This is a genomic window from uncultured Bradyrhizobium sp. (genome assembly GCF_947648125.1).
GTDB lineage: Bacteria > Pseudomonadota > Alphaproteobacteria > Rhizobiales > Xanthobacteraceae > Bradyrhizobium.
Genome location: NZ_CANSMR010000056.1, coordinates 1 through 18,014 on the forward strand (window position 1 = coordinate 1; position 18,014 = coordinate 18,014).

Annotated in this window: 17 protein-coding genes; 9 read left to right on the forward strand and 8 right to left on the reverse strand. The window is 65.6% G+C overall.

Annotated elements, in window-relative coordinates:
- Window positions 1-15: 15 nt before the first annotated feature.
- Window positions 16-417, reverse strand: a complete 402-nt coding sequence (locus tag Q0030_RS39755) for a c-type cytochrome (protein ID WP_298380372.1) — start codon at window positions 415-417, stop codon at window positions 16-18.
- 218 nt (window positions 418-635) lie between these two features.
- On the opposite strand from Q0030_RS39755, the gene Q0030_RS39760 reads away from it, so the two are divergent.
- Window positions 636-1,445 (forward strand): transporter, encoded by an 810-nt coding sequence (locus Q0030_RS39760; RefSeq protein WP_298380375.1) that lies wholly within the window; start codon window positions 636-638, stop codon window positions 1,443-1,445.
- 131 nt (window positions 1,446-1,576) lie between these two features.
- Here Q0030_RS39760 and Q0030_RS39765 read toward each other — a convergent pair whose 3' ends face one another.
- Window positions 1,577-2,869: an MFS transporter gene (locus Q0030_RS39765; RefSeq protein ID WP_298380380.1), complete on the reverse strand. Its 1,293-nt coding sequence runs from the start codon at window positions 2,867-2,869 to the stop codon at window positions 1,577-1,579.
- Between the two features lie 244 nt (window positions 2,870-3,113).
- Between Q0030_RS39765 and cyoA the strand changes: the two genes are divergently transcribed.
- The 7 genes from cyoA to Q0030_RS39800 are packed head-to-tail and all read left to right on the forward strand — an operon-like array spanning window position 3,114 to window position 10,022.
- Window positions 3,114-4,280, forward strand: a complete 1,167-nt coding sequence (cyoA, locus tag Q0030_RS39770) for a ubiquinol oxidase subunit II (RefSeq protein ID WP_298380383.1) — start codon at window positions 3,114-3,116, stop codon at window positions 4,278-4,280.
- 10 nt (window positions 4,281-4,290) lie between these two features.
- Entirely contained in the window at window positions 4,291-6,294 is a 2,004-nt protein-coding gene (cyoB, locus tag Q0030_RS39775) for a cytochrome o ubiquinol oxidase subunit I (RefSeq protein ID WP_298380386.1), read from the forward strand.
- Window positions 6,291-6,920, forward strand: coding sequence for a cytochrome o ubiquinol oxidase subunit III (gene cyoC / locus Q0030_RS39780; RefSeq protein ID WP_173640167.1), 630 nt, complete (start codon window positions 6,291-6,293; stop codon window positions 6,918-6,920). The genes cyoB and cyoC overlap by 4 nt, the downstream gene beginning before the upstream one ends.
- The gene (cyoD, locus tag Q0030_RS39785; RefSeq protein ID WP_298380391.1) at window positions 6,917-7,309 is read left to right on the forward strand and encodes a cytochrome o ubiquinol oxidase subunit IV; all 393 of its coding nucleotides are present in this window, start codon (window positions 6,917-6,919) and stop codon (window positions 7,307-7,309) included. Before cyoC ends, cyoD begins: the two co-directional genes overlap by 4 nt.
- 2 nt (window positions 7,310-7,311) lie before the next feature.
- Window positions 7,312-8,142: an SURF1 family protein gene (locus tag Q0030_RS39790; RefSeq protein WP_298380417.1), complete on the forward strand. Its 831-nt coding sequence runs from the start codon at window positions 7,312-7,314 to the stop codon at window positions 8,140-8,142.
- Entirely contained in the window at window positions 8,114-9,496 is a 1,383-nt protein-coding gene (locus Q0030_RS39795; RefSeq protein WP_298380393.1) for an ATP-binding protein, read from the forward strand. The genes Q0030_RS39790 and Q0030_RS39795 overlap by 29 nt, the downstream gene beginning before the upstream one ends.
- Window positions 9,486-10,022, forward strand: a complete 537-nt coding sequence (locus Q0030_RS39800; RefSeq protein WP_092119996.1) for a response regulator transcription factor — start codon at window positions 9,486-9,488, stop codon at window positions 10,020-10,022. Before Q0030_RS39795 ends, Q0030_RS39800 begins: the two co-directional genes overlap by 11 nt.
- A 71-nt stretch (window positions 10,023-10,093) precedes the next feature.
- Here the strand turns inward: Q0030_RS39800 and Q0030_RS39805 are convergent, their stop codons facing one another.
- Window positions 10,094-10,492 (reverse strand): nuclear transport factor 2 family protein, encoded by a 399-nt coding sequence (locus tag Q0030_RS39805; RefSeq protein ID WP_298380400.1) that lies wholly within the window; start codon window positions 10,490-10,492, stop codon window positions 10,094-10,096.
- A gap of 269 nt (window positions 10,493-10,761) precedes the next feature.
- Between Q0030_RS39805 and Q0030_RS39810 the strand changes: the two genes are divergently transcribed.
- A complete protein-coding gene (locus tag Q0030_RS39810) occupies window positions 10,762-11,181 on the forward strand; it encodes a hypothetical protein (protein WP_298380402.1) in 420 nt (139 codons plus the stop codon).
- On the opposite strand, the gene Q0030_RS39815 is transcribed toward Q0030_RS39810, so the two are convergent.
- From Q0030_RS39815 to Q0030_RS39835, 5 genes are all read right to left on the reverse strand, one after another.
- Complete coding sequence (locus Q0030_RS39815; RefSeq protein ID WP_298380405.1) at window positions 11,162-12,382, reverse strand: MFS transporter; 1,221 nt, start codon at window positions 12,380-12,382, stop codon at window positions 11,162-11,164. The genes Q0030_RS39810 and Q0030_RS39815 overlap by 20 nt on opposite strands.
- Before the next feature lie 191 nt (window positions 12,383-12,573).
- Complete coding sequence (locus Q0030_RS39820; protein WP_298380407.1) at window positions 12,574-13,368, reverse strand: CarD family transcriptional regulator; 795 nt, start codon at window positions 13,366-13,368, stop codon at window positions 12,574-12,576.
- A gap of 430 nt (window positions 13,369-13,798) precedes the next feature.
- The gene (fdxA, locus tag Q0030_RS39825) at window positions 13,799-14,137 is read right to left on the reverse strand and encodes a ferredoxin FdxA (protein ID WP_298380410.1); all 339 of its coding nucleotides are present in this window, start codon (window positions 14,135-14,137) and stop codon (window positions 13,799-13,801) included.
- A gap of 137 nt (window positions 14,138-14,274) precedes the next feature.
- Window positions 14,275-14,559 (reverse strand): RNA-binding S4 domain-containing protein, encoded by a 285-nt coding sequence (locus tag Q0030_RS39830; protein ID WP_298380413.1) that lies wholly within the window; start codon window positions 14,557-14,559, stop codon window positions 14,275-14,277.
- A 32-nt stretch (window positions 14,560-14,591) separates the two neighbouring features.
- On the reverse strand, window positions 14,592-18,014 hold a 3,423-nt coding region (locus Q0030_RS39835), incomplete at its 5' end, for a helicase-related protein (protein WP_298380415.1).

Genomic DNA, 18,014 nt, shown 5'->3' on the forward strand with positions numbered 1-18,014 from the left:
GAGAGAGAGAACGCCCTACTTCGCCTTCTCCTTGAGGAAGGCGATGATGTCGGCGCGGTCCTTCGGATCCTGGACCTCGTAGAACATCTTGGTGCCCGGAACCATCGCGTCCGGACCGGTCAGCCATTTGTCGAGATTAGCCTCCGTCCATACGATCTTCGAGTTCTTCAGCGCCGGCGAGTAATTGTAGCCCGCGACCGAGCCGGCAAGGCGGCCCACAACCCCCTTGTGCATCGGACCGACGTCGTTCTTCTCGATCGAATGACAATCGCCGCAGCCCTGGTACAGCGTGGCCCCGCGTGACGCATCGCCCGCCGCACGGGCGCTGTTCAGCGCGAGCAGGATCGCGATGGCCGCCATCGCGGCGATTTTGGCCTGCCGGGGCGCTAGTACGCCTGCGATCGAACGAATGGTCATTCCCGGGGTCTCCTGTTTGCCACCACAACAGGAGCAGCCATGCCGCCATTCTATTCCCTGAAATTTCGCCCGCCCGCTGGACACCGGCCGCATCGATCGCCGAGAATGGCACTTGTTGTCGAAGTTTTTTGCCGCCGACGAGGAATATCCGCGTCATCAGCCGATCACTATCCTAGCTGCCACCTCCGCAGCGGCGCCGGGTTTTTGGAGCATCCCCAGTGTTTCACAATCGGTTCGGCGCCGTCGCTCGACTTGCCGAACTCGGGTGCGTGCTTGCTGCGCTCACCCTCGCAGCAGCCACCGCTGCGCGCGCGGACGGTTGTCCCAAGCCGAGCGACGAAATTGCGACCGACCGGCCCGACGTCACCAATTCGAGTATCGTCGTGCCGGTCGGGAGCCTGCAGAGCGAAAACGGCATCAACCTCACCGGCCGCAACAGTGGCCGCAGCATCGACGGCAGCAACAGCCGCTGGCGGCTTGGCATCGCGCCCTGTCTCGAGGTCCTGATCGACCTGCCGAGCTATACCGGCAGCATGAGATCGCCGGGCGCCGCGGGCTTTTCCGACGTCGCGCCGGGGATCAAATGGCAGATCAGCCCGGTGCCGGGAAAGATCGATCTCTCGATCACCGCGGGCGTCGCACTGCCGACAGGCGCGGCCGCCATCGCCGGGCGCGGCGCGCAACCCTACGTCCAGCTGCCATGGTCGTGGGAGCTGCATGACGGCTGGGGCGTCAGCGGCATGTTCACGGAATTCTTCCGCCCCGCCGAGCTGGCCGGCCGGCACATGTCGGAAACGACCTTCGTGATCGAGAAGAAATTGACCGAGCGGATCAGCGTGTTCACCGAATATGTCGGCGACTATCCCGACGGCACGCGGCCGATCCAGCTGATCAATTCCGGCGGGATGTACCGGATCACGCCGACCCAGCAGCTCGATCTCCACGTCGCGTTCGGGCTCAACCGCAACTCGCCGAACTACATCGTCGGCCTCGGCTATTCGTTCCGCGTCGACGGGCTGTTTCGGTAGTCGAACCGATTACGCTGCGTAGCCCGGATGGAGCGCAGCGCAATCCGGGGCAGAACCATCCGCGGTGAGAGCAGTCCCGGATTTCGCTTCGCTGCATCCGGGCTACAAGCAGAACGAGACGGGCTGCGTGGCTAATTAACTTCCGCCTCGCGCAGGCCGCTCAGCCACAGCGCGAGCAGCGTCCATACCGCGCCCGACAGCAGATACGCACCGGCCGAGATCAGGCCGAAATGGGTCGCCAGCAGCAGCGCGGCGAGCGGCGCAAAGCCGGCGCCGAACAGCCAGGCGAAATCCGATGTCAGCGCCGAAGCGGTGTAGCGATAGGTCCGCGCGAAGTTCGAGGCGATCGCGCCGGACGACTGGCCGAACGACAACCCGAGCAGCACGAAGCCGAGCACCATGTAGATGGTTTCGCCGAAGGCCCCGGCATCGAGCAGCTGCGGGGCAAAGCCGCTATAGACCGCGATCGCGACCGCGGAGCCCAGCAGCAGCGGCTTGCGCCCGACGCGGTCGGCGATCATGCCGGAGGCGATGATCGCGATGACGCCGACCATGGCGCCGATCATCTCGATGATCAGGAAGCGCACCGGGCTTTCCCTGGTGAACAGGAACACCCAGGACAGCGGAAACACCGTGACCATGTGGAACAGGGCAAAGCTCGCCAGCGGCGCGAAGGCGCCGAGCAGGATGTTGCGGCCCTCCTGCGCGACGGTCTCGCCGACCCGCGCCGGCTCGAGGTCACGGCTTTCGAACAGCTCGGAATATTCATCCGTCGCCACCATGCGCAGCCGCGCGAACAGCGCCACCACGTTGATGGCGAAGGCGACGAAGAACGGATAGCGCCAGCCCCAATCGAAGAAATCATCCGCCGAGAGGTTGCCGGCGAAGAACGCGAACAGCGCGCTCGCCACGATCAGGCCGAGCGGTGCGCCGAGCTGCGGCACCATCGCGTACCAGCCGCGGCGATTGACCGGCGAGTTCATCGCGAGCAGCGAGGCGAGGCCGTCCCACGCGCCGCCCCAGGCGATGCCCTGCAGGACGCGCGCGGCGGCGAGCAGCCAGATCGCCGCGACGCCGATCGTGTCGTAGCCGGGCAGGAAGGCGAGCGCGACCGTAGCGGTGCCGAGCAGGAACAGCGCGATGACGAGCTTGGCGCCCTTGCCGTGGCGACGGTCGACCGCCATGAAGATGACGGTGCCGAGCGGCCGCGCGGCGAACGCCAGCGCGAAGATCCCGAATGAATAGAGCGTGCCGGTCAGCTCGTTGACGAACGGGAACACCAGCTTCGGGAACACGATCACCGAGGCGATCGCGTAGACGAAGAAGTCGAAGAATTCCGACGTGCGTCCGATGATGACGCCGATGGCGATCTCGCCGGGTTTCGCCTGCCCGTGGCCTGATGCCGTCGGGGTGCCGTGAGCCATTGCTGGGGCCTGTGCCATCGCCGGAGAACCGTCCTTTGGAGCATGATCCGGGAAAGTGGAAACCGGTTTTCCGAACCGACCGTGCTCAAACTAGATGAGGCCACGGGCAGCCTTTGCCACGCGGTCCACCTCACCTTCTGATCGCCTATCCCGCAGTGCAACATTGGACAAATTGTCCAATGTCAACGTTGCTGCATCGCAGCTACCCCTTGGCGGAACTCATAAAATTCAAATGGGGTGAGCCGTGCGCGCCTTGAAATTATTGGCCTTATTGCCGTTCGCGGCGCTCCTTGGCGGGTGCGATTTCGTCGTCCTGGCCCCTGCCGGCGACGTCGCCGTCCAGCAGCGCGACCTCGTCGTGATCTCCACCGTCCTGATGCTCATCATCGTGCTTCCGGTGATGGCGCTGACCCTCTTCTTCGCCTGGCGCTACCGCCAGTCCAACACCGCGGCACCCTACGAGCCGGAGTGGGATCACTCCACCCAGCTCGAACTCGTGATCTGGTCGGCACCGCTTCTGATCATCATTTGCCTCGGCGCGCTGACCTGGATGGGCACGCATCTGCTCGATCCCTACCGCTCGCTCGGCCGCATCGCCGCCGACAAGCCGATCGAGAGCAAGGACGCCCCGCTCAATGTCGAGGTGGTCGCGCTCGACTGGAAATGGCTGTTCATCTACCCGGACTACGGCGTCGCCGCCGTCAACGAGCTCGCAGCTCCGGTCGACCGCCCGATCCGCTTCCGCATCACGGCGTCCTCCGTGATGAACTCGTTCTACATCCCTGCGCTGGCCGGCCAGATCTACGCGATGCCCGGCATGGAGACCAAGCTGCACGCGGTCGCCAACAAGGAAGGCACCTATCGCGGCTTCTCCGCAAATTACAGCGGCGCCGGCTTCTCCGGCATGCACTTCGAGTTCAAGAGCCTCTCGAGCGCCGATTTCGACAAGTGGATCGGCACCGCCAGGGCCAGCGGCAACATGCTCGGCCGTACCGACTATCTGCAGCTCGAGCGTCCGAGCCAGAACGATCCGGTCCGGCTCTATCGCTCGGTCGACCGCGATCTCTACAAGGCGATCCTCAACATGTGCGTCGAGCCCGGCAAGATGTGCATGAGCGAGATGATGGCGATCGATGCCAAGGGCGGCCTCGGCCGCGAAGGCCTCAACAACACGCTGCCGCTGACTTACGACAAATACGCCCGCCGCGGCGCGCCGCTCGGCGCCTCACCGACCTTCGTCGCCGGCATCTGCTCGATGGACGAGATCAAGGACGCGCCGTCGCGCGACGTTCTCGCGCCGCTCGACCTGACGCCGCTGCGTGGCGTCGGGCTGAAGCGCCCGCCGTTCTCGCCCGCCCATCCGTCATCGACATCCTTGCTGCTCGGCCAGCGCCCGAAATCAGACTCCTGAGGAGCGCCGCATGAATCCCGATCTCATCAAGATGATCTTCGGCCGCCTCAATCTGGACGCGCTGCCGCTGCACGAGCCGATCCTGGTCGGCACCTTCGCGGTGGTCGCGACCGGTGGGCTCGCGCTGTTTGCGATCGTCACCTACTTCCGGCTCTGGAGCTATCTGTGGCGCGAGTGGTTCACCACGGTCGACCACAAGCGCATCGGCATCATGTACATGATCCTCGGCATCGTGATGCTGCTGCGCGGCTTCGCGGACGCGTTGATGATGCGCCTGCAGCAGGCGATCGCCTTCAACGGCTCCGACGGCTATCTCCCGGCCCATCACTACGACCAGGTCTTCACCGCGCACGGCGTGATCATGATCTTCTTCGTGGCGATGCCGCTGGTCACCGGCCTGATGAACTACGTGGTGCCGCTGCAGATCGGCGCCCGCGACGTCTCCTTCCCCTTCCTCAACAATTTCAGCTTCTGGATGACGGTCGGCGGCGCCGTGCTGGTGATGATGTCGCTGTTCGTCGGCGAATTCGCCCGCACCGGCTGGCTCGCCTACCCGCCGCTGTCGAACATCGGCTACAGTCCTGACGTCGGCGTCGATTATTACATATGGGGACTACAGGTCGCCGGCGTCGGCACCACGCTATCGGGCATCAACCTGGTCTGCACCATCGTCAAGCTGCGCGCGCCGGGCATGACGATGATGAAGATGCCGGTGTTCACCTGGACCTCGCTCTGCACCAACGTCCTGATCGTCGCCTCCTTCCCGGTCCTGACGGCGGTGCTGGCGCTGCTGTCGCTCGACCGCTACGTCGGCACCAACTTCTTCACGAACGACTTCGGCGGCAACCCGATGATGTACGTGAACCTGATCTGGATCTGGGGCCACCCCGAGGTCTACATCCTGGTGCTGCCGGCGTTCGGAATCTTCTCCGAGGTGACTGCGACGTTCTCCGGCAAGCGGCTGTTCGGCTACACCTCGATGGTCTACGCCACCGTAGTCATCACCATCCTGTCCTATCTGGTCTGGCTGCATCACTTCTTCACGATGGGCTCCGGCGCCAGCGTCAACTCGTTCTTCGGCATCACCACGATGATCATCTCGATCCCGACGGGCGCGAAGATGTTCAACTGGCTGTTCACGATGTATCGCGGCCGCATCCGCTTCGAGCTGCCGATGATGTGGACGGTGGCGTTCATGCTGACCTTCGTGATCGGCGGCATGACCGGCGTGCTGCTCGCTGTGCCGCCCGCCGATTTCGTACTGCATAACAGCCTGTTCCTGATCGCGCATTTCCACAACGTGATCATCGGCGGCGTGCTGTTCGGCCTGTTCGCCGGCATCAACTACTGGTTCCCGAAGGCGTTCGGCTTCAAGCTCGATCCGTTCTGGGGCAAGCTGTCGTTCTGGTTCTGGGTGTCGGGCTTCTACTTCGCCTTCATGCCGCTCTACGTGCTCGGCCTGATGGGCGTGACCCGCCGGCTCCGCGTGTTCGACGATCCGTCCCTGCAGATCTGGTTCGTCATCGCGGCCTTCGGCGCCTTCCTGATCCTGCTCGGCATCGGCGCGATGCTGGTGCAGTTCGCGGTGAGCATCCTGCGCCGCGAGCAGCTGAAGGACACCACCGGCGATCCATGGGACGCGCGTACGCTGGAATGGGCCACCTCGTCGCCGCCGCCGGACTACAACTTCGCCTTTACTCCGGTGGTCTACGACAACGACGCCTGGTGGGACATGAAGCGCCGCGGCTACAGGCGGCCGCTGACCGGCTTCAAGCCGATCCACATGCCCTCCAACACCGGCACCGGCGTCATCCTCGCCGGCTTCGCGACGGTGATGGGATTCGGCCTGATCTGGTACATCTGGTGGCTCGCCGCCGTCAGCTTCGTTGCGCTGCTCGCGGTCGCGATCGGCCACACCTTCAACTATCACCGCGACTTCCACATCCCGGCGGATGAGGTGGTGCGGACCGAAGACGCGCGGGCGCGTGTTCTCGCCGCAGGAGCCCAGACATGACCGTTGCTACCGTCTCCACACAAGGCTCCGAACCGGTCTTTCACGTCATCGACGAGCACGCACATCCGGAAGGCGCCAGCACCATGCTGGGCTTCTGGATCTACCTGATGAGCGACTGCCTCATCTTCGCGATGCTGTTTGCGACCTATGGCGTGCTCGGCGGCAACTATGCCGCCGGCCCGGCGCCGAAGGACCTGTTCGACCTCAAGCTGGTCGCACTCAACACCACGATGCTGCTGCTCTCCTCGATCACCTATGGCTTTGCCATGCTGACGATGGAGAAATCGAGGATCGGCGCGACGCAGGCCTGGCTCGCCATCACCGGGCTGTTCGGCCTCGCCTTCCTCGGCATCGAGCTCACCGAGTTCGCCCACATGATCCATGAGGGCGCGACGCCGCAGCGCAGCGCCTTCCTGTCGTCGTTCTTCACGCTGGTCGGCACCCACGGCCTGCACGTCACTTTCGGCCTGGTCTGGCTGGTGACGCTGATGGTGCAGACCGCGCGCTTCGGCCTCACCGAAGCCAACCGGCGCCGACTGATGTGCCTTTCGATGTTCTGGCACTTCCTCGACGTGGTCTGGATCGGCGTCTTCACCTTCGTCTATCTCCTGGGAATGCTGCGATGACAACAGAAGCCCGCACCCTCGAAGCCAATGCCGGCGGTCACGGCCATGATGACCATGGCGGCGCCGCCCACGGCTCGCTGAAGAGCTATCTGATCGGCTTCGGCCTCTCCGTCGTCCTCACCGCGGTGCCGTTCTGGCTGGTGATGACGGGCGCCATCGCCGACAAGCAGGTCACCGCGCTGATCGTGCTGGTGCTCGCCGCGGTGCAGATCGTCGTGCACATGGTGTACTTCCTGCACATGAACACGCGATCCGAGAACGGCTGGACCATGATGGCGATGATCTTCACCGTGATCATGGTGGTGATCGCGCTGACCGGATCGCTGTGGGTCATGCATCATCTCAACGTCAACATGATGCCGATCCACGACATGAGCCAGATGCCGTGACGATGCGCTCTGCCAGACCATCGCTTGTGCTGCTCACGCTCGGCATGCTGGGCGTGGTGCTGCTGAGCGCGCTCGGTATCTGGCAGGTCGAACGCAGGACCTGGAAGCTGGCGCTGATCGAGCGGGTCGAGCAGCGCATGCATGCGGCGCCGACGGCGCCGCCGTCGCCCTCGTCATGGCTGGCGGTCACGGCTGGGAGCGACGAATATCGCCGCGTCACGGTGCGCGGCACCTTCCTCAATGCCGACGAGACGCTGGTGCAGGCGGTCACGACAGACGGTCCCGGCTTCTGGGTGCTGACCCCGCTGCAAACGGCTGACGGAACCACGGTGCTGGTCAATCGCGGCTTCGTTCCGCCTGATCGGCGCGATCCCGCGACCCGGCGCGACGGCGCCCCGCAGGGCGTCGTTAGCGTGACCGGGCTGTTACGGATGTCGGAGCCCAAGGGCGGCTTCCTGCGCAACAACGACGCTTCGGCCGGCCGCTGGTATTCGCGCGACGTCGCCGCGATCGCCGCCACGCACGGGTTGTCGCAAGTAGCCCCCTTCTTTATCGACGCCGATGCGACGCCCAATCCGGGCGGCACCCCCGTCGGCGGGCTCACGATCGTGCGGTTTCCGAACAACCACCTGATTTACGCGCTGACATGGTTCGCGCTGGCCTTTATGCTTGTCGGCGCGCTCCTGCGCGTCATCAGCGGCAGGGGCCGCGCCGGCGCTTCCGATCCAAGGTGGAGTTCAAGGCGCGCCGCCGTGCGCCGCCTGATCGGCGCAGCCCGCAATCTGTCTCGCGACACAGGCCCAGATGCTCGAGCGCACATCGGATCTGCATGACGAAAACACCGCGACCGGCACCGCCGTGATGCCGTCCGCCGTGAGCGCGGCTGCCGGCATGCCATTCGACCTCTCAGCGCCCACCGACCTCGCGACCAATCGCAAGAACATGGCCCTGCTGGTCCAGCTGCGCTGGATCGCCGTGATCGGCCAGATCGCCACCATCGGCTTCGTGCAGTTCTGGATGGGCGTCGCGCTGCCGCTGCTGCCGATGGCGGCCGTGATCTTCGGGCTCGTCGCGCTCAACCTGGTCAGCCTGCTGTGGCTGCGCTACCGCGCCGACATCAACAACCGCGAGCTTCTGGTCGCACTGGCGCTCGACGTTGCGGCGTTGACCGCCCTGCTCTATCTCAGCGGCGGCGCCACCAATCCTTTCACGTCGCTCTATCTGCTGCAGGTGACGCTCGGCGCGGTGCTGCTCGATGCGCCCTCGACCTGGTCGCTGGTGGCGCTGGTCTGCATGAACTTCGCCTGGCTGACCAGCTACTACCGGCCGCTGGAGCTCCCGCAGGGCTTTGCCGAAGCCTTCAATCTCTATATCGCCGGCACCTTCATCGGCCTCGTGCTCGACGCCGTGCTGCTCGTGGTGTTCATGACCCGGATCAACCGCAACCTGCGCGACCGCGACCTCCGCCTCGCGGCGCTGCGCCAGCACGCGGCCGAGCAGGACCACATCGTGCAGATGGGCCTGCTGGCCTCCGGCGCCGCGCATGAGCTCGGCACGCCGCTCGCCTCGCTCTCGGTCATCCTGGGCGACTGGCGCCGGATGCCGGCGCTCGCCTCCGATCCCGAGCTGTCGCAAGACCTCGGCGAGATGGAGATCTCGGTGCAGCGCTGCAAATCGATCGTCACGGGCATTCTGCTATCGGCCGGCGAAGCCCGCGGCGAAGGTTCCTCGCCGACCACGGTCGCGGCGTTCCTGACCGCGCTGGTCGAGGAATGGCGGACGACACGGCCGTCGGCGACGCTGTATTTCCGCAATGCGTTCGGCACGGATCTCGCGATCGTATCCGACGTCGCGCTCAAGCAAGCGATCTTCAACGTGCTCGACAATGCGGCCGAGGTCTCGCGCGACTGGATCGAATTGATGGCCGAGCGCAATGCCGACAAGCTCGTGCTGTCGGTGACCGATCGCGGCCCGGGCTTCTCGCGCGAGATGCTGGCGCATATCGGCAAGCCGTATCAATCGACCAAGGGCAGTCCGGGCAGCGGCCTCGGCCTGTTCCTGGTCGTCAACGTGGTGCGCAAGCTGGGCGGCGCGGTGACGGCGCGCAACCGGCCGGATATCGGCGCCGCGGTCAGGCTCGAGCTGCCGCTCTCGACGCTTGCGATCGGAGACCCTCTTGACGGATGAACGCCAGCTCCTGATCGTTGAGGACGATGCGGGCTTTGCCCGCACGCTGAAGCGCTCGTTCGAGCGCCGCGGCTACGGCGTCGCGGTGTCAGCCTCGCTCGACGAAGTCCGCGAGCTGCTCGAGCAGCAATCGCCCGGCTATGCCGTTGTCGATCTGAAGCTCGCCGGCGGCGCGTCGGGCCTTGCCTGCGTCGAAGCGCTGCACGCGCATGATCCGGAGATGCTGATCGTCGTGCTGACCGGATTTGCCAGCATCGCGACCGCGGTGGAGGCAATCAAGCTCGGCGCCTGCCATTATCTCGCCAAGCCGTCGAACACCGACGACATCGAGGCCGCGTTCCTGAAAGCGCAAGGCAACGCCGCCATCGAGGTCGGCGCGCGGCCGACCTCGATCAAGACGCTGGAATGGGAGCGTATCCACCAGACCTTGATGGAGACCGATTTCAACATCTCCGAAGCCGCCCGCCGGCTCGGCATGCACCGCCGGACCCTGGCGCGCAAGCTCGAGAAGCAGCGGGTGAAGTAGCACGAAGAGGCGGATGACGCCGGCGAGACACGCGAATGCGCGGCTGATTCAGCTGGCCGCCTCCCGCTCCGTCACGTCATCGCGGCGACATCCGCCGCAGTGTCGATGTATTCCTGAAAGCGGACCGCCTTTCCCTCGCGGTACTTGAAAACGTGGGCCCATTCGTTCTTGACGGTCTTGCCTGTCTTCTTTGCCCGCGCCGTGAGCGTACCCAAGACCACGACTGTGTCGCCCTGCTCAATCATCTCACGCGGTGCAAACTCGCTGAATTCGAGATTCTCGCCGACCTGGACGAAGAAGTTTGCAATCTGCTGCTTTCCCTTGAAGGTCCCAGCCCAAGGCAATTTGTCCTGGGGACCTGGCGTTATCCACGTACAGTCGTCATCGATCAGATCGCTCATGAGCGCCGGAATGTCACCACGTTGAAAGGCCTCATAACCCTTCCTGGTTGCCTCAACATTGGATGTCATCGGATTTCTCCTCGCTGCAAATTGATGGGTCACTTCAATGTCGATCAAATGGCGGCTGGGCGGCCAGCATAACATGCCGCGCTCCGATTGCCGTCGTCATCCGTGAAGATGATTCTGGTCAGGATTGCTTACGTGGCTTTCAAGCCGTTCGGTCGCCGGAGGTTCGCACCTCACCTCGATCAAGAGGTTTCACTTCATGCGGGCTACGATTGGAGAGCCGCCTGCACACGCCGTTGCCGCTCACTCCGGTGCCGGTGTATAGCGACAGCATGAGTAACGCCGACGACCTGTTTCAGCCCAGCACGGATGGTGGCGACGAGGCGACCATGATCGCGGCGGCGATCCGCTGCATCGACGATTTCACTGATCGATTCAATGCCCGCGATCTCGCCGGGATGGATGCGCTGCTGCACTTCCCGCACGTCATCCTGTCCGGCGAGCAGCTCGTGATCTGGGAACGGCCGGGCCAATTGCCGGCGTCGTTCTTCGACGATCTGGCGCGCACAACGGGATGGGCGAAGAGCACCTATCAGCGCAAGGAGCCGGTGCTGGTCAGTCCGCGCAAGGTGCATCTTTTGGTCGAATACCGCCGCGACCGCGCCGACGGGTCGATTGCCAGCCGTCACCGCAATCTGTGGGTCGCGACGTCCGAGAGCGGCCGCTGGGGCATCAAGCAGCGCTCGTACTGAGTGCCCGGCGCGGCAGCAGCAACGGCGTCATGAGCAGGAGCAGCCCGCTCAGCGCAATCGCCGTCCGGACACCCGCAAAACCCGCCAGCACGCCCCAGAGCGCGGTCAGCACCGCGATGGTTGCGCTGCTGGTAATCGTCCAGGCCGAGAGCACGCGTGCGGTCCGCTCCATCTCGATCTGGGCCAGTCGATAGGCCGCAAACACCGGATTGAAGATGCCGGCGCAGGTGACGAGACCGAACTGCAGCGCGAACACGACGGCGATGCCCGCGGCACCGTTCGGCATGAAGGCGAGGCCGAGCGACCAGCAGGCACGCAGCGTGCCGGCCGCGAGCAACACGTTGTGCTGCCCGAAGCGCGCGGCCAGCGCAGGCGCGAGCCGCGCGCCGATCAGGCCGCCGATACAGGGCGCCCCGAAGGCGAGCCCGTACTGCCACGGCGCAAAGCCGAGATCGCGCAGCATCAGCACCGCAAGCAGCGGCGCCGTCGCCATGATCAGGCCATTGACCAGCACGGTGTTGAAGAACAGCAGGCGAAGCACCGGATGTGCGAGGATGCTGCGCCATCCCTCGATCAGCTCGGCCGCGCGAAATCCCTGCGCATGGCGCTGGGCGGGCGCAGGCTCGCTTCCGCCGATCCGCCGGATGGCCAGCGCCGAGAGCAGGAAGCTGACCGCGTTGGCGATCACGGTGACAACAGGGCCGAACACGCCGATCGCAGCGCCGCCGAGCGGCGGGCCGATCGCGGTCGCGGTCCAGGTCGTCGCTTCGAGGCGCCCGTTCGCGATCAGCAGATCATCCGGTTTGACCAGCGCCTTCAGGCAGGCGCCGCTCGCGGAGCGGAACGCGATGTCCGCGGCGGCCATGATGACGGCGACGACGACGAGCTGGACGAAGGTCAACCGTCCCAGCACGAACGCGATGGGAATGCTGATCGTCGCGGCGAAGCGGATCAGGTCCATCGCGATCATCACCGGCCGCTTGCGGCGGAATTCGATCCAGGGCCCGAGCGGCACCGCCACCGCAGCCCCGGCCAGCAGGCCGACCGCTGCAAGCGCCGAGACCGCCTCCGGCCTTGCATGCAGCACGAGGATCGCAAGCAGCGGGAAGGCGTCGAAGGCGATCCAGGTGCCGAAGGTCGAAACCGCGAACGCCGTCCACAGCCAGTCGTAACCGCGTCCCAGCGACCGTCCCGCAAGCATGCCGCGCCCCTCGCCGGCTCCGCGAGCTCGCCGCCAGCACGTCGCAGCAGGTCATGAGTCGCGGCGATCAGCCAAGGGGCGATTGCGGCAAGGCCCGCATGCAAGACCGCGTTGCCGCGGCGGCGGCGTATCCACGAAAACAAAAAGCCCGGTCTTGCGACCGGGCTCTTCGAAATCTTGCAGCGTGCTGCTTAGGCGGCTTCGTCTTCGACGGCGGTATCATCGCCATCAGAGTCGATATCCTCACCGTCGGCATCGCCCTCGGCGTCGCCTTCAGCGGACTCGGCCTTGGCGCCGCGGCGCGGGCTCTTGGCGAGCTGGCCTTCGATCTCCTTGATCGCCTCGGTCTCGGTCGAGTGCTGGACAACAGCGATTTCGCGCGACAGACGGTCGAGCGCCGCTTCGTAGAGCTGGCGTTCAGAGTAGGACTGCTCGGGCTGCGATTCGGAACGATAGAGGTCGCGGACCACCTCGGCGATCGCGACGATGTCGCCCGAGTTGATCTTCGCTTCGTATTCCTGGGCGCGGCGCGACCACATGGTGCGCTTGACGCGGGCGCGGCCCTTCAGCGTCTCCAGCGCCTTCTTGACCAGCGCCGGCTCCGACAGCTTGCGCATGCCGACATTGGCGACCTTCGCCGTCGGGACGCGCAGCGTCATCTTGTCCTTCATGAAATTGATCACGAACAGCTCGAGCTTGGCGCCCGCGATCTCCTGCTCCTCGATCGCCAGGATCTGGCCGACGCCGTGAGCGGGATAGACGACGAATTCATTGGCCTTGAAGCCCTGGCGCTGGGTCACGACCTTCTTCTCTTCCGGACGGGCCGGAGCGGCCGGCTTGGCGGCAGCCTTCGGAGCGGCGGCGGGGACGGCAGCCTTCGGGGCGGCCGGCTTCGGCGCAACAGCAGCAGTCTTGGGGGCGACCTTCGCAGCAGCGGGCTTCGCAGCTGCCGCTTTCGCGGCAGTCTTGGCAGTCTTTTCTGGCATCACGCTTCTTTTGTTCTTTGAGGACTTTGCAGCCGCCGCCTTCTTGGCCCCCTTCACGGGCGCCTTGGCACGGCCCTTGGTTGCGCTGCGAGCAACGACAGCGGCTTTCTTCGTCGTCTTTGAAGCACTCTTTTTACGCGTTTTCTGTGACACAGCCTGCGCGCGGAAACTGCCACGCCCCTGTTCGATGTTTGCGGGAACCTCGAAGCCACAAGGTACGCATGGCAGGGGGTTCTTGGCCTGTAATGGTGCAGATATAGCACATTTTCCGCAAAAATCAATGGTTTACGCCCGATTCCGGGCATAACAGGGCATCCTCAGGTCATATGTCCGTCATTAGGGTTAAATCGGCGGCCGAACGGAGGGCCGTCGCGGCCCAAGCCCGCCCTTATCGGGGTAGTCCCGACGGCGGCTCGCGAACGTCAGCGAATCAGTCGCCGCTGCCCGGATTCGGAGAAAAATATTTCTCGAACTTGCCTTCCTTGCCTTCCCACTCCTTGGCGTCCTCGGGCGAGTCCTTCTTCTGGGTGATGTTCGGCCAGGTCTTGGCATACTCGGTGTTCACCTCGAGCCACTTCTCCAGCCCCGGCTCGGTGTCCGGCTTGATGGCGTCAGCCGGGCATTCCGGCTCGCACACGCCGCAATCGATGCATTCGTCAGGATGGATGACCAGCATGTTCTCGCCCTCGTAGAAGCAATCGACGGGGCAGACCTCGACGCAGTCGGTATATTTGCACTTGATGCAGGCTTCAGTGACGACGTAGGTCATCCAAAACTCCGGAACGATCGATTTTTCTGGGGTTGCGTAGCGCAGGAATACCGGGGCCGCAAGGGAAGCCGCCTCTGAAAAACGCCAGTATTCTCACGCCCCTGCCACCCCGAATTGAGATAGCAAGCGCTAGATAACTACTCCTTGCCGGCTTGCAAATTGCCGGCCTGCAAATCCTCATACAGCACGCGCGCCGCACTGGCATCGCCGCGCCGCTCGGCGAAGCCCGTCACCTTCAGCACGCGGACGCTGTTGTCGAGCGCGACGGTGACGACGTCGCCCGCCTTCACGGCATGGCCCGGCGATTTCTCGCGCGTGCCGTTGATGCGGACATGACCTGATGCGACGAGTTCAGCCGCGCTGGTGCGGGCCTTCACCACCCGTGCGTGCCACAGCCATTTGTCGAGGCGCTGCCGATCCAAGCTTCAGACCAAGAACTAGACCAAGGGTTGGATTATTCCTTCCGGCCGGCGAGCTGCTCTTTCAGGGCAGCGAGCTTGGCGAATGGCGAGTTCGGATCGATCGGACGGTCGCGCTCGCGCGGCGCGCTCGACGCGTAGGGCCGATGCGACGGGCCACCCTCGCGCTTGTCGCGGCCGCCCTTGCCGAAATCGCGGCCGCCGCGGTCACGATCACCGCGCTCGCCCTTGCGATCACCGCCGCCGAACTTGTTGTCGCGGCGACGCTCATTGTCGCGATCGCGGCCCTTGCCTTCGAAGCGCTCGCGGCGCTGGCCCTTGTCCTCGCGCGGCGCGCCATCGGCCGGCGCGGCAGCGGCCGGCGCAGAGCCGTCAGCGGGCGCGCCTGGGCGCGGAACGCGGAAATCCTGGTGACGGCGCGGCCGGCGATGATGCTCGCGCTTCTCGCCCTCGCCACCGCCCTCCGTGGCCTGCGCGCCCTCGGCGGGCTTGCCTTGATGGCGGCCGCGGTTGCGGTCGTGGCCGCGATGATGAGGACGGCGCTCGTCGGAGCGGCCACCGGGCCGCCAGACTTCGACCAGTTGCGGCTCAGCCGGCGTTTCCGCGGCGGCGGGAGCGGCCTCGGCGGGCGCAGCGTCCGCGCTCGCGGTCTCTGCAGGCGCTTCGGCGGCAGGCTCTGACGGTGTCTCAGCAGCCTCAGGCGGCGCCTCCGCAGCGGCTTCCACGGCAGGCGCAGGCTCGGCTGCAACTTCGGCAGCGGGTGCTTCGGCGACAGCGGGCTCATCGACCGGCGCAGCGCGCTCGGCGACAGCATCCTGCTGCGTCTCGAGCACCACCGGCGTCGTCTCGCTGGCGACCACCTCGGCAAAGCCGACATCGGGCAGCAGCGCAGCCGACGGCGCGGGATCGCCGGATACCGGCTGCTCGACGGCGGCTTCGGCCTCGGGCGCAGCGGCAGCCTCCGGCGCATCGGCCACGACCTCCGTGGCGGCATCGACCGGCGCGTCTGCAGCCGCGTCGGACGTCGCCTCGACCAGCGGCGTCTCGGCAGCGACGGTCTCGGTGGTCTCGGCCGGCGCAACCTCGACAGCCTTCGGCGGCAGCGGCGGACGGCGGTCCATGCGGTAGCCGAGCGCGCGCAGGATCGAGGCAAAATCCTCACCGGCGGAGCCGGTCAGCGAGGTCATCGCCTGGGTGACGACAAAGCCGCGGCCATCGAATGCACCGGCGGGCTTCTCGCCCGGCGAGGTCTCGCGCCAGGCCAGCGCCGGACGGATCAGATCGGCGAGCCGCTCCAGGATGTCGACGCGCACCGCGCGCTCGCCGCACTGGCGATAGCCGAGCACGCGATATCCGTCGCGCGGCAGGGCCTTGTCGACCGGGAACGAGGTGCGGCCGCTCGACGCCAGATGCTGCACGTTCGACAGCGCAGCCATGTCGACATTGCTCTGCTTCTCGGCCCACAGCAGCGACGCCAGCGAGCGCGCCGCGGGCTTCAGGAGCTGCGGGAAATAGATGTGATAGGCGCCGAAGCGCACGCCGTATTTGCGCAGCGCGGCGCGCGAGGGCTGGTCGAGATCCTTCATCTCGGCCGCGATCTTGCTGCGCTCGAGCACGCCGAGCGCCTCGACGAGCTGGAAGGCGATGCCGCGGGCGATGCCCTGGATATCCTCGGCCTTGGACAGTTCGAACAGCGGCCCGAGCAGCTTTTCGATATGCGTCTTGAGCCAGAGATCGAGCCTGGTCTGCACGGCTTCGCGCGAGGCGCCGGTCAGCCGCTCGTCGGAAATGATGCGCAGCCGCGGATGCAGCGCGTCGTCGGCGGCCACCAGCTTGGCCACCGCATCGCCGGTCCAGCGGATGGTGCCGTCGGAGGTCAGCACGAACTGCTCGTCGGGGGCGGCGCCCAGTTTCTCGGCACGCGTATCGATCTCGCGCGCCAGCACCTGCTGGGCGGCGGCTTGCAGCGCCTTGGCGTCGCTGCCGGCCTCGGCCGCATCAGGTGCGAAGGTGAAACCATCGAGCCGGCCGATCACGTGGCCTTCCACGATCACTTCACCGGTCTTGCCAATTTCCGTATTCAAAACTGAGTTCTCCCGCAGGCGGCGCATCAATACACTGGTCCGCCTGTCAACGAAACGCTCCGTGAGCCGTTCATGCAGCGCATCGGATAATTTATTTTCGAGATCGCGCGTGATCCCCTGCCAGTGGTCCGGGTCGTAGAGCCAGTCCGGCCGGTTGGCAACGAAGGTCCAGGTCCGGATCTGCGCGATCCGGCCCGATAGCGTGTCGATATCGCCGTCGGTCCGGTTGGCCTGGTCGACCTGGGCGGCGAACCATGCGTCAGGGATACGCCCCTTTTGCATCAGGAAGCCATACAGCGTGGTCACGAGTTCGGCATGGGCGGCCGGCGACAGCTTTCGATAGTCCGGAACCTGGCAGGCCTCCCACAGCCGCTCCACCGCTTTAGCCCCATGCGCCCATTCGCGCACTTCGGCGTCGCGTGCGACGTGTTCGAGCACCCGCAGGTCCTCGGCGACCGGAGCCCGCGTCAGTGCCTCATGATTGGGCGTCAGCGCCAGCGACACCTGCAATGCGCCAAGCGAGGCGAAATCGAGCTTGGCGTTGCGCCATTGCAGCATCTTGACGCTGTCGAAGGTGTGGTTCTGCAGCGCGTTGACGAGCTCCGGCTCGAACGGCGCGCAGCGGCCGGTGGTGCCGAAGGTGCCGTTGCGCGTGGCGCGCCCGGCACGGCCCGCGATCTGAGCAAATTCGGCCGGCGTCAGCCGGCGGAACTGATAGCCGTCATATTTGCGGTCGGAGGCGAAAGCGACATGGTCGACGTCGAGATTGAGCCCCATGCCGACCGCGTCGGTGGCGACGAGGTAATCGACATCGCCGTTCTGGAACATCTCGACCTGCGCATTGCGCGTGCGGGGCGAGAGCGAGCCCAGCACCACGGCCGCGCCGCCATGCTGGCGACGGATCAGTTCGGCGATCGCATAGACCTCGTCGGCGGAGAACGCGACGATGGCCGTGCGTCGCGGCTGCCGCGTGATCTTGCGGTCGCCGGCGAATTCGAGCTGCGACAGCCGTGGCCGCGTGACGATCGAGGCGCCGGGCAGGAGCCGCTCGATGATCGGCCGCATCGTGGCGGCGCCAAGCAGCAGCGTCTCGTCGCGGCCGCGGCGGTTGAGCATGCGATCGGTGAAGACGTGACCACGCTCGAGATCGGCCGCGATCTGGATCTCGTCGACGGCGAGGAACGACACATCGAGATCGCGCGGCATCGCCTCCACGGTCGAGACCCAGAAGCGCGGCGCCTTCGGCTTGATCTTCTCCTCGCCGGTGATCAGCGCGACATTGTCGACGCCGGCGCGGGCCGCGACCTTGTTGTAGACCTCGCGCGCGAGCAGCCGCAGCGGCAGCCCGACCAGGCCGGACGAATGCGCCAGCAT

What these genes read in the sequence shown, in the direction of transcription:
- Q0030_RS39765 (WP_298380380.1), bottom strand. Translation starts at nt 2,869, where the DNA reads ATGGCTCACGGCACCCCGACGGCATCAGGCCACGGGCAGGCGAAACCC.
- Q0030_RS39805 (WP_298380400.1), bottom strand. Translation starts at nt 10,492, where the DNA reads ATGACATCCAATGTTGAGGCAACCAGGAAGGGTTATGAGGCCTTTCAA.
- Q0030_RS39795 (WP_298380393.1), top strand. Translation starts at nt 8,114, where the DNA reads ATGCTCGAGCGCACATCGGATCTGCATGACGAAAACACCGCGACCGGC.
- Q0030_RS39810 (WP_298380402.1), top strand. Translation starts at nt 10,762, where the DNA reads ATGAGTAACGCCGACGACCTGTTTCAGCCCAGCACGGATGGTGGCGAC.
- cyoC (WP_173640167.1), top strand. Translation starts at nt 6,291, where the DNA reads ATGACCGTTGCTACCGTCTCCACACAAGGCTCCGAACCGGTCTTTCAC.
- cyoD (WP_298380391.1), top strand. Translation starts at nt 6,917, where the DNA reads ATGACAACAGAAGCCCGCACCCTCGAAGCCAATGCCGGCGGTCACGGC.
- cyoB (WP_298380386.1), top strand. Translation starts at nt 4,291, where the DNA reads ATGAATCCCGATCTCATCAAGATGATCTTCGGCCGCCTCAATCTGGAC.
- Q0030_RS39820 (WP_298380407.1), bottom strand. Translation starts at nt 13,368, where the DNA reads ATGCCAGAAAAGACTGCCAAGACTGCCGCGAAAGCGGCAGCTGCGAAG.
- Q0030_RS39755 (WP_298380372.1), bottom strand. Translation starts at nt 417, where the DNA reads ATGACCATTCGTTCGATCGCAGGCGTACTAGCGCCCCGGCAGGCCAAA.
- fdxA (WP_298380410.1), bottom strand. Translation starts at nt 14,137, where the DNA reads ATGACCTACGTCGTCACTGAAGCCTGCATCAAGTGCAAATATACCGAC.
- Q0030_RS39815 (WP_298380405.1), bottom strand. Translation starts at nt 12,382, where the DNA reads ATGCTTGCGGGACGGTCGCTGGGACGCGGTTACGACTGGCTGTGGACG.
- Q0030_RS39790 (WP_298380417.1), top strand. Translation starts at nt 7,312, where the DNA reads ATGCGCTCTGCCAGACCATCGCTTGTGCTGCTCACGCTCGGCATGCTG.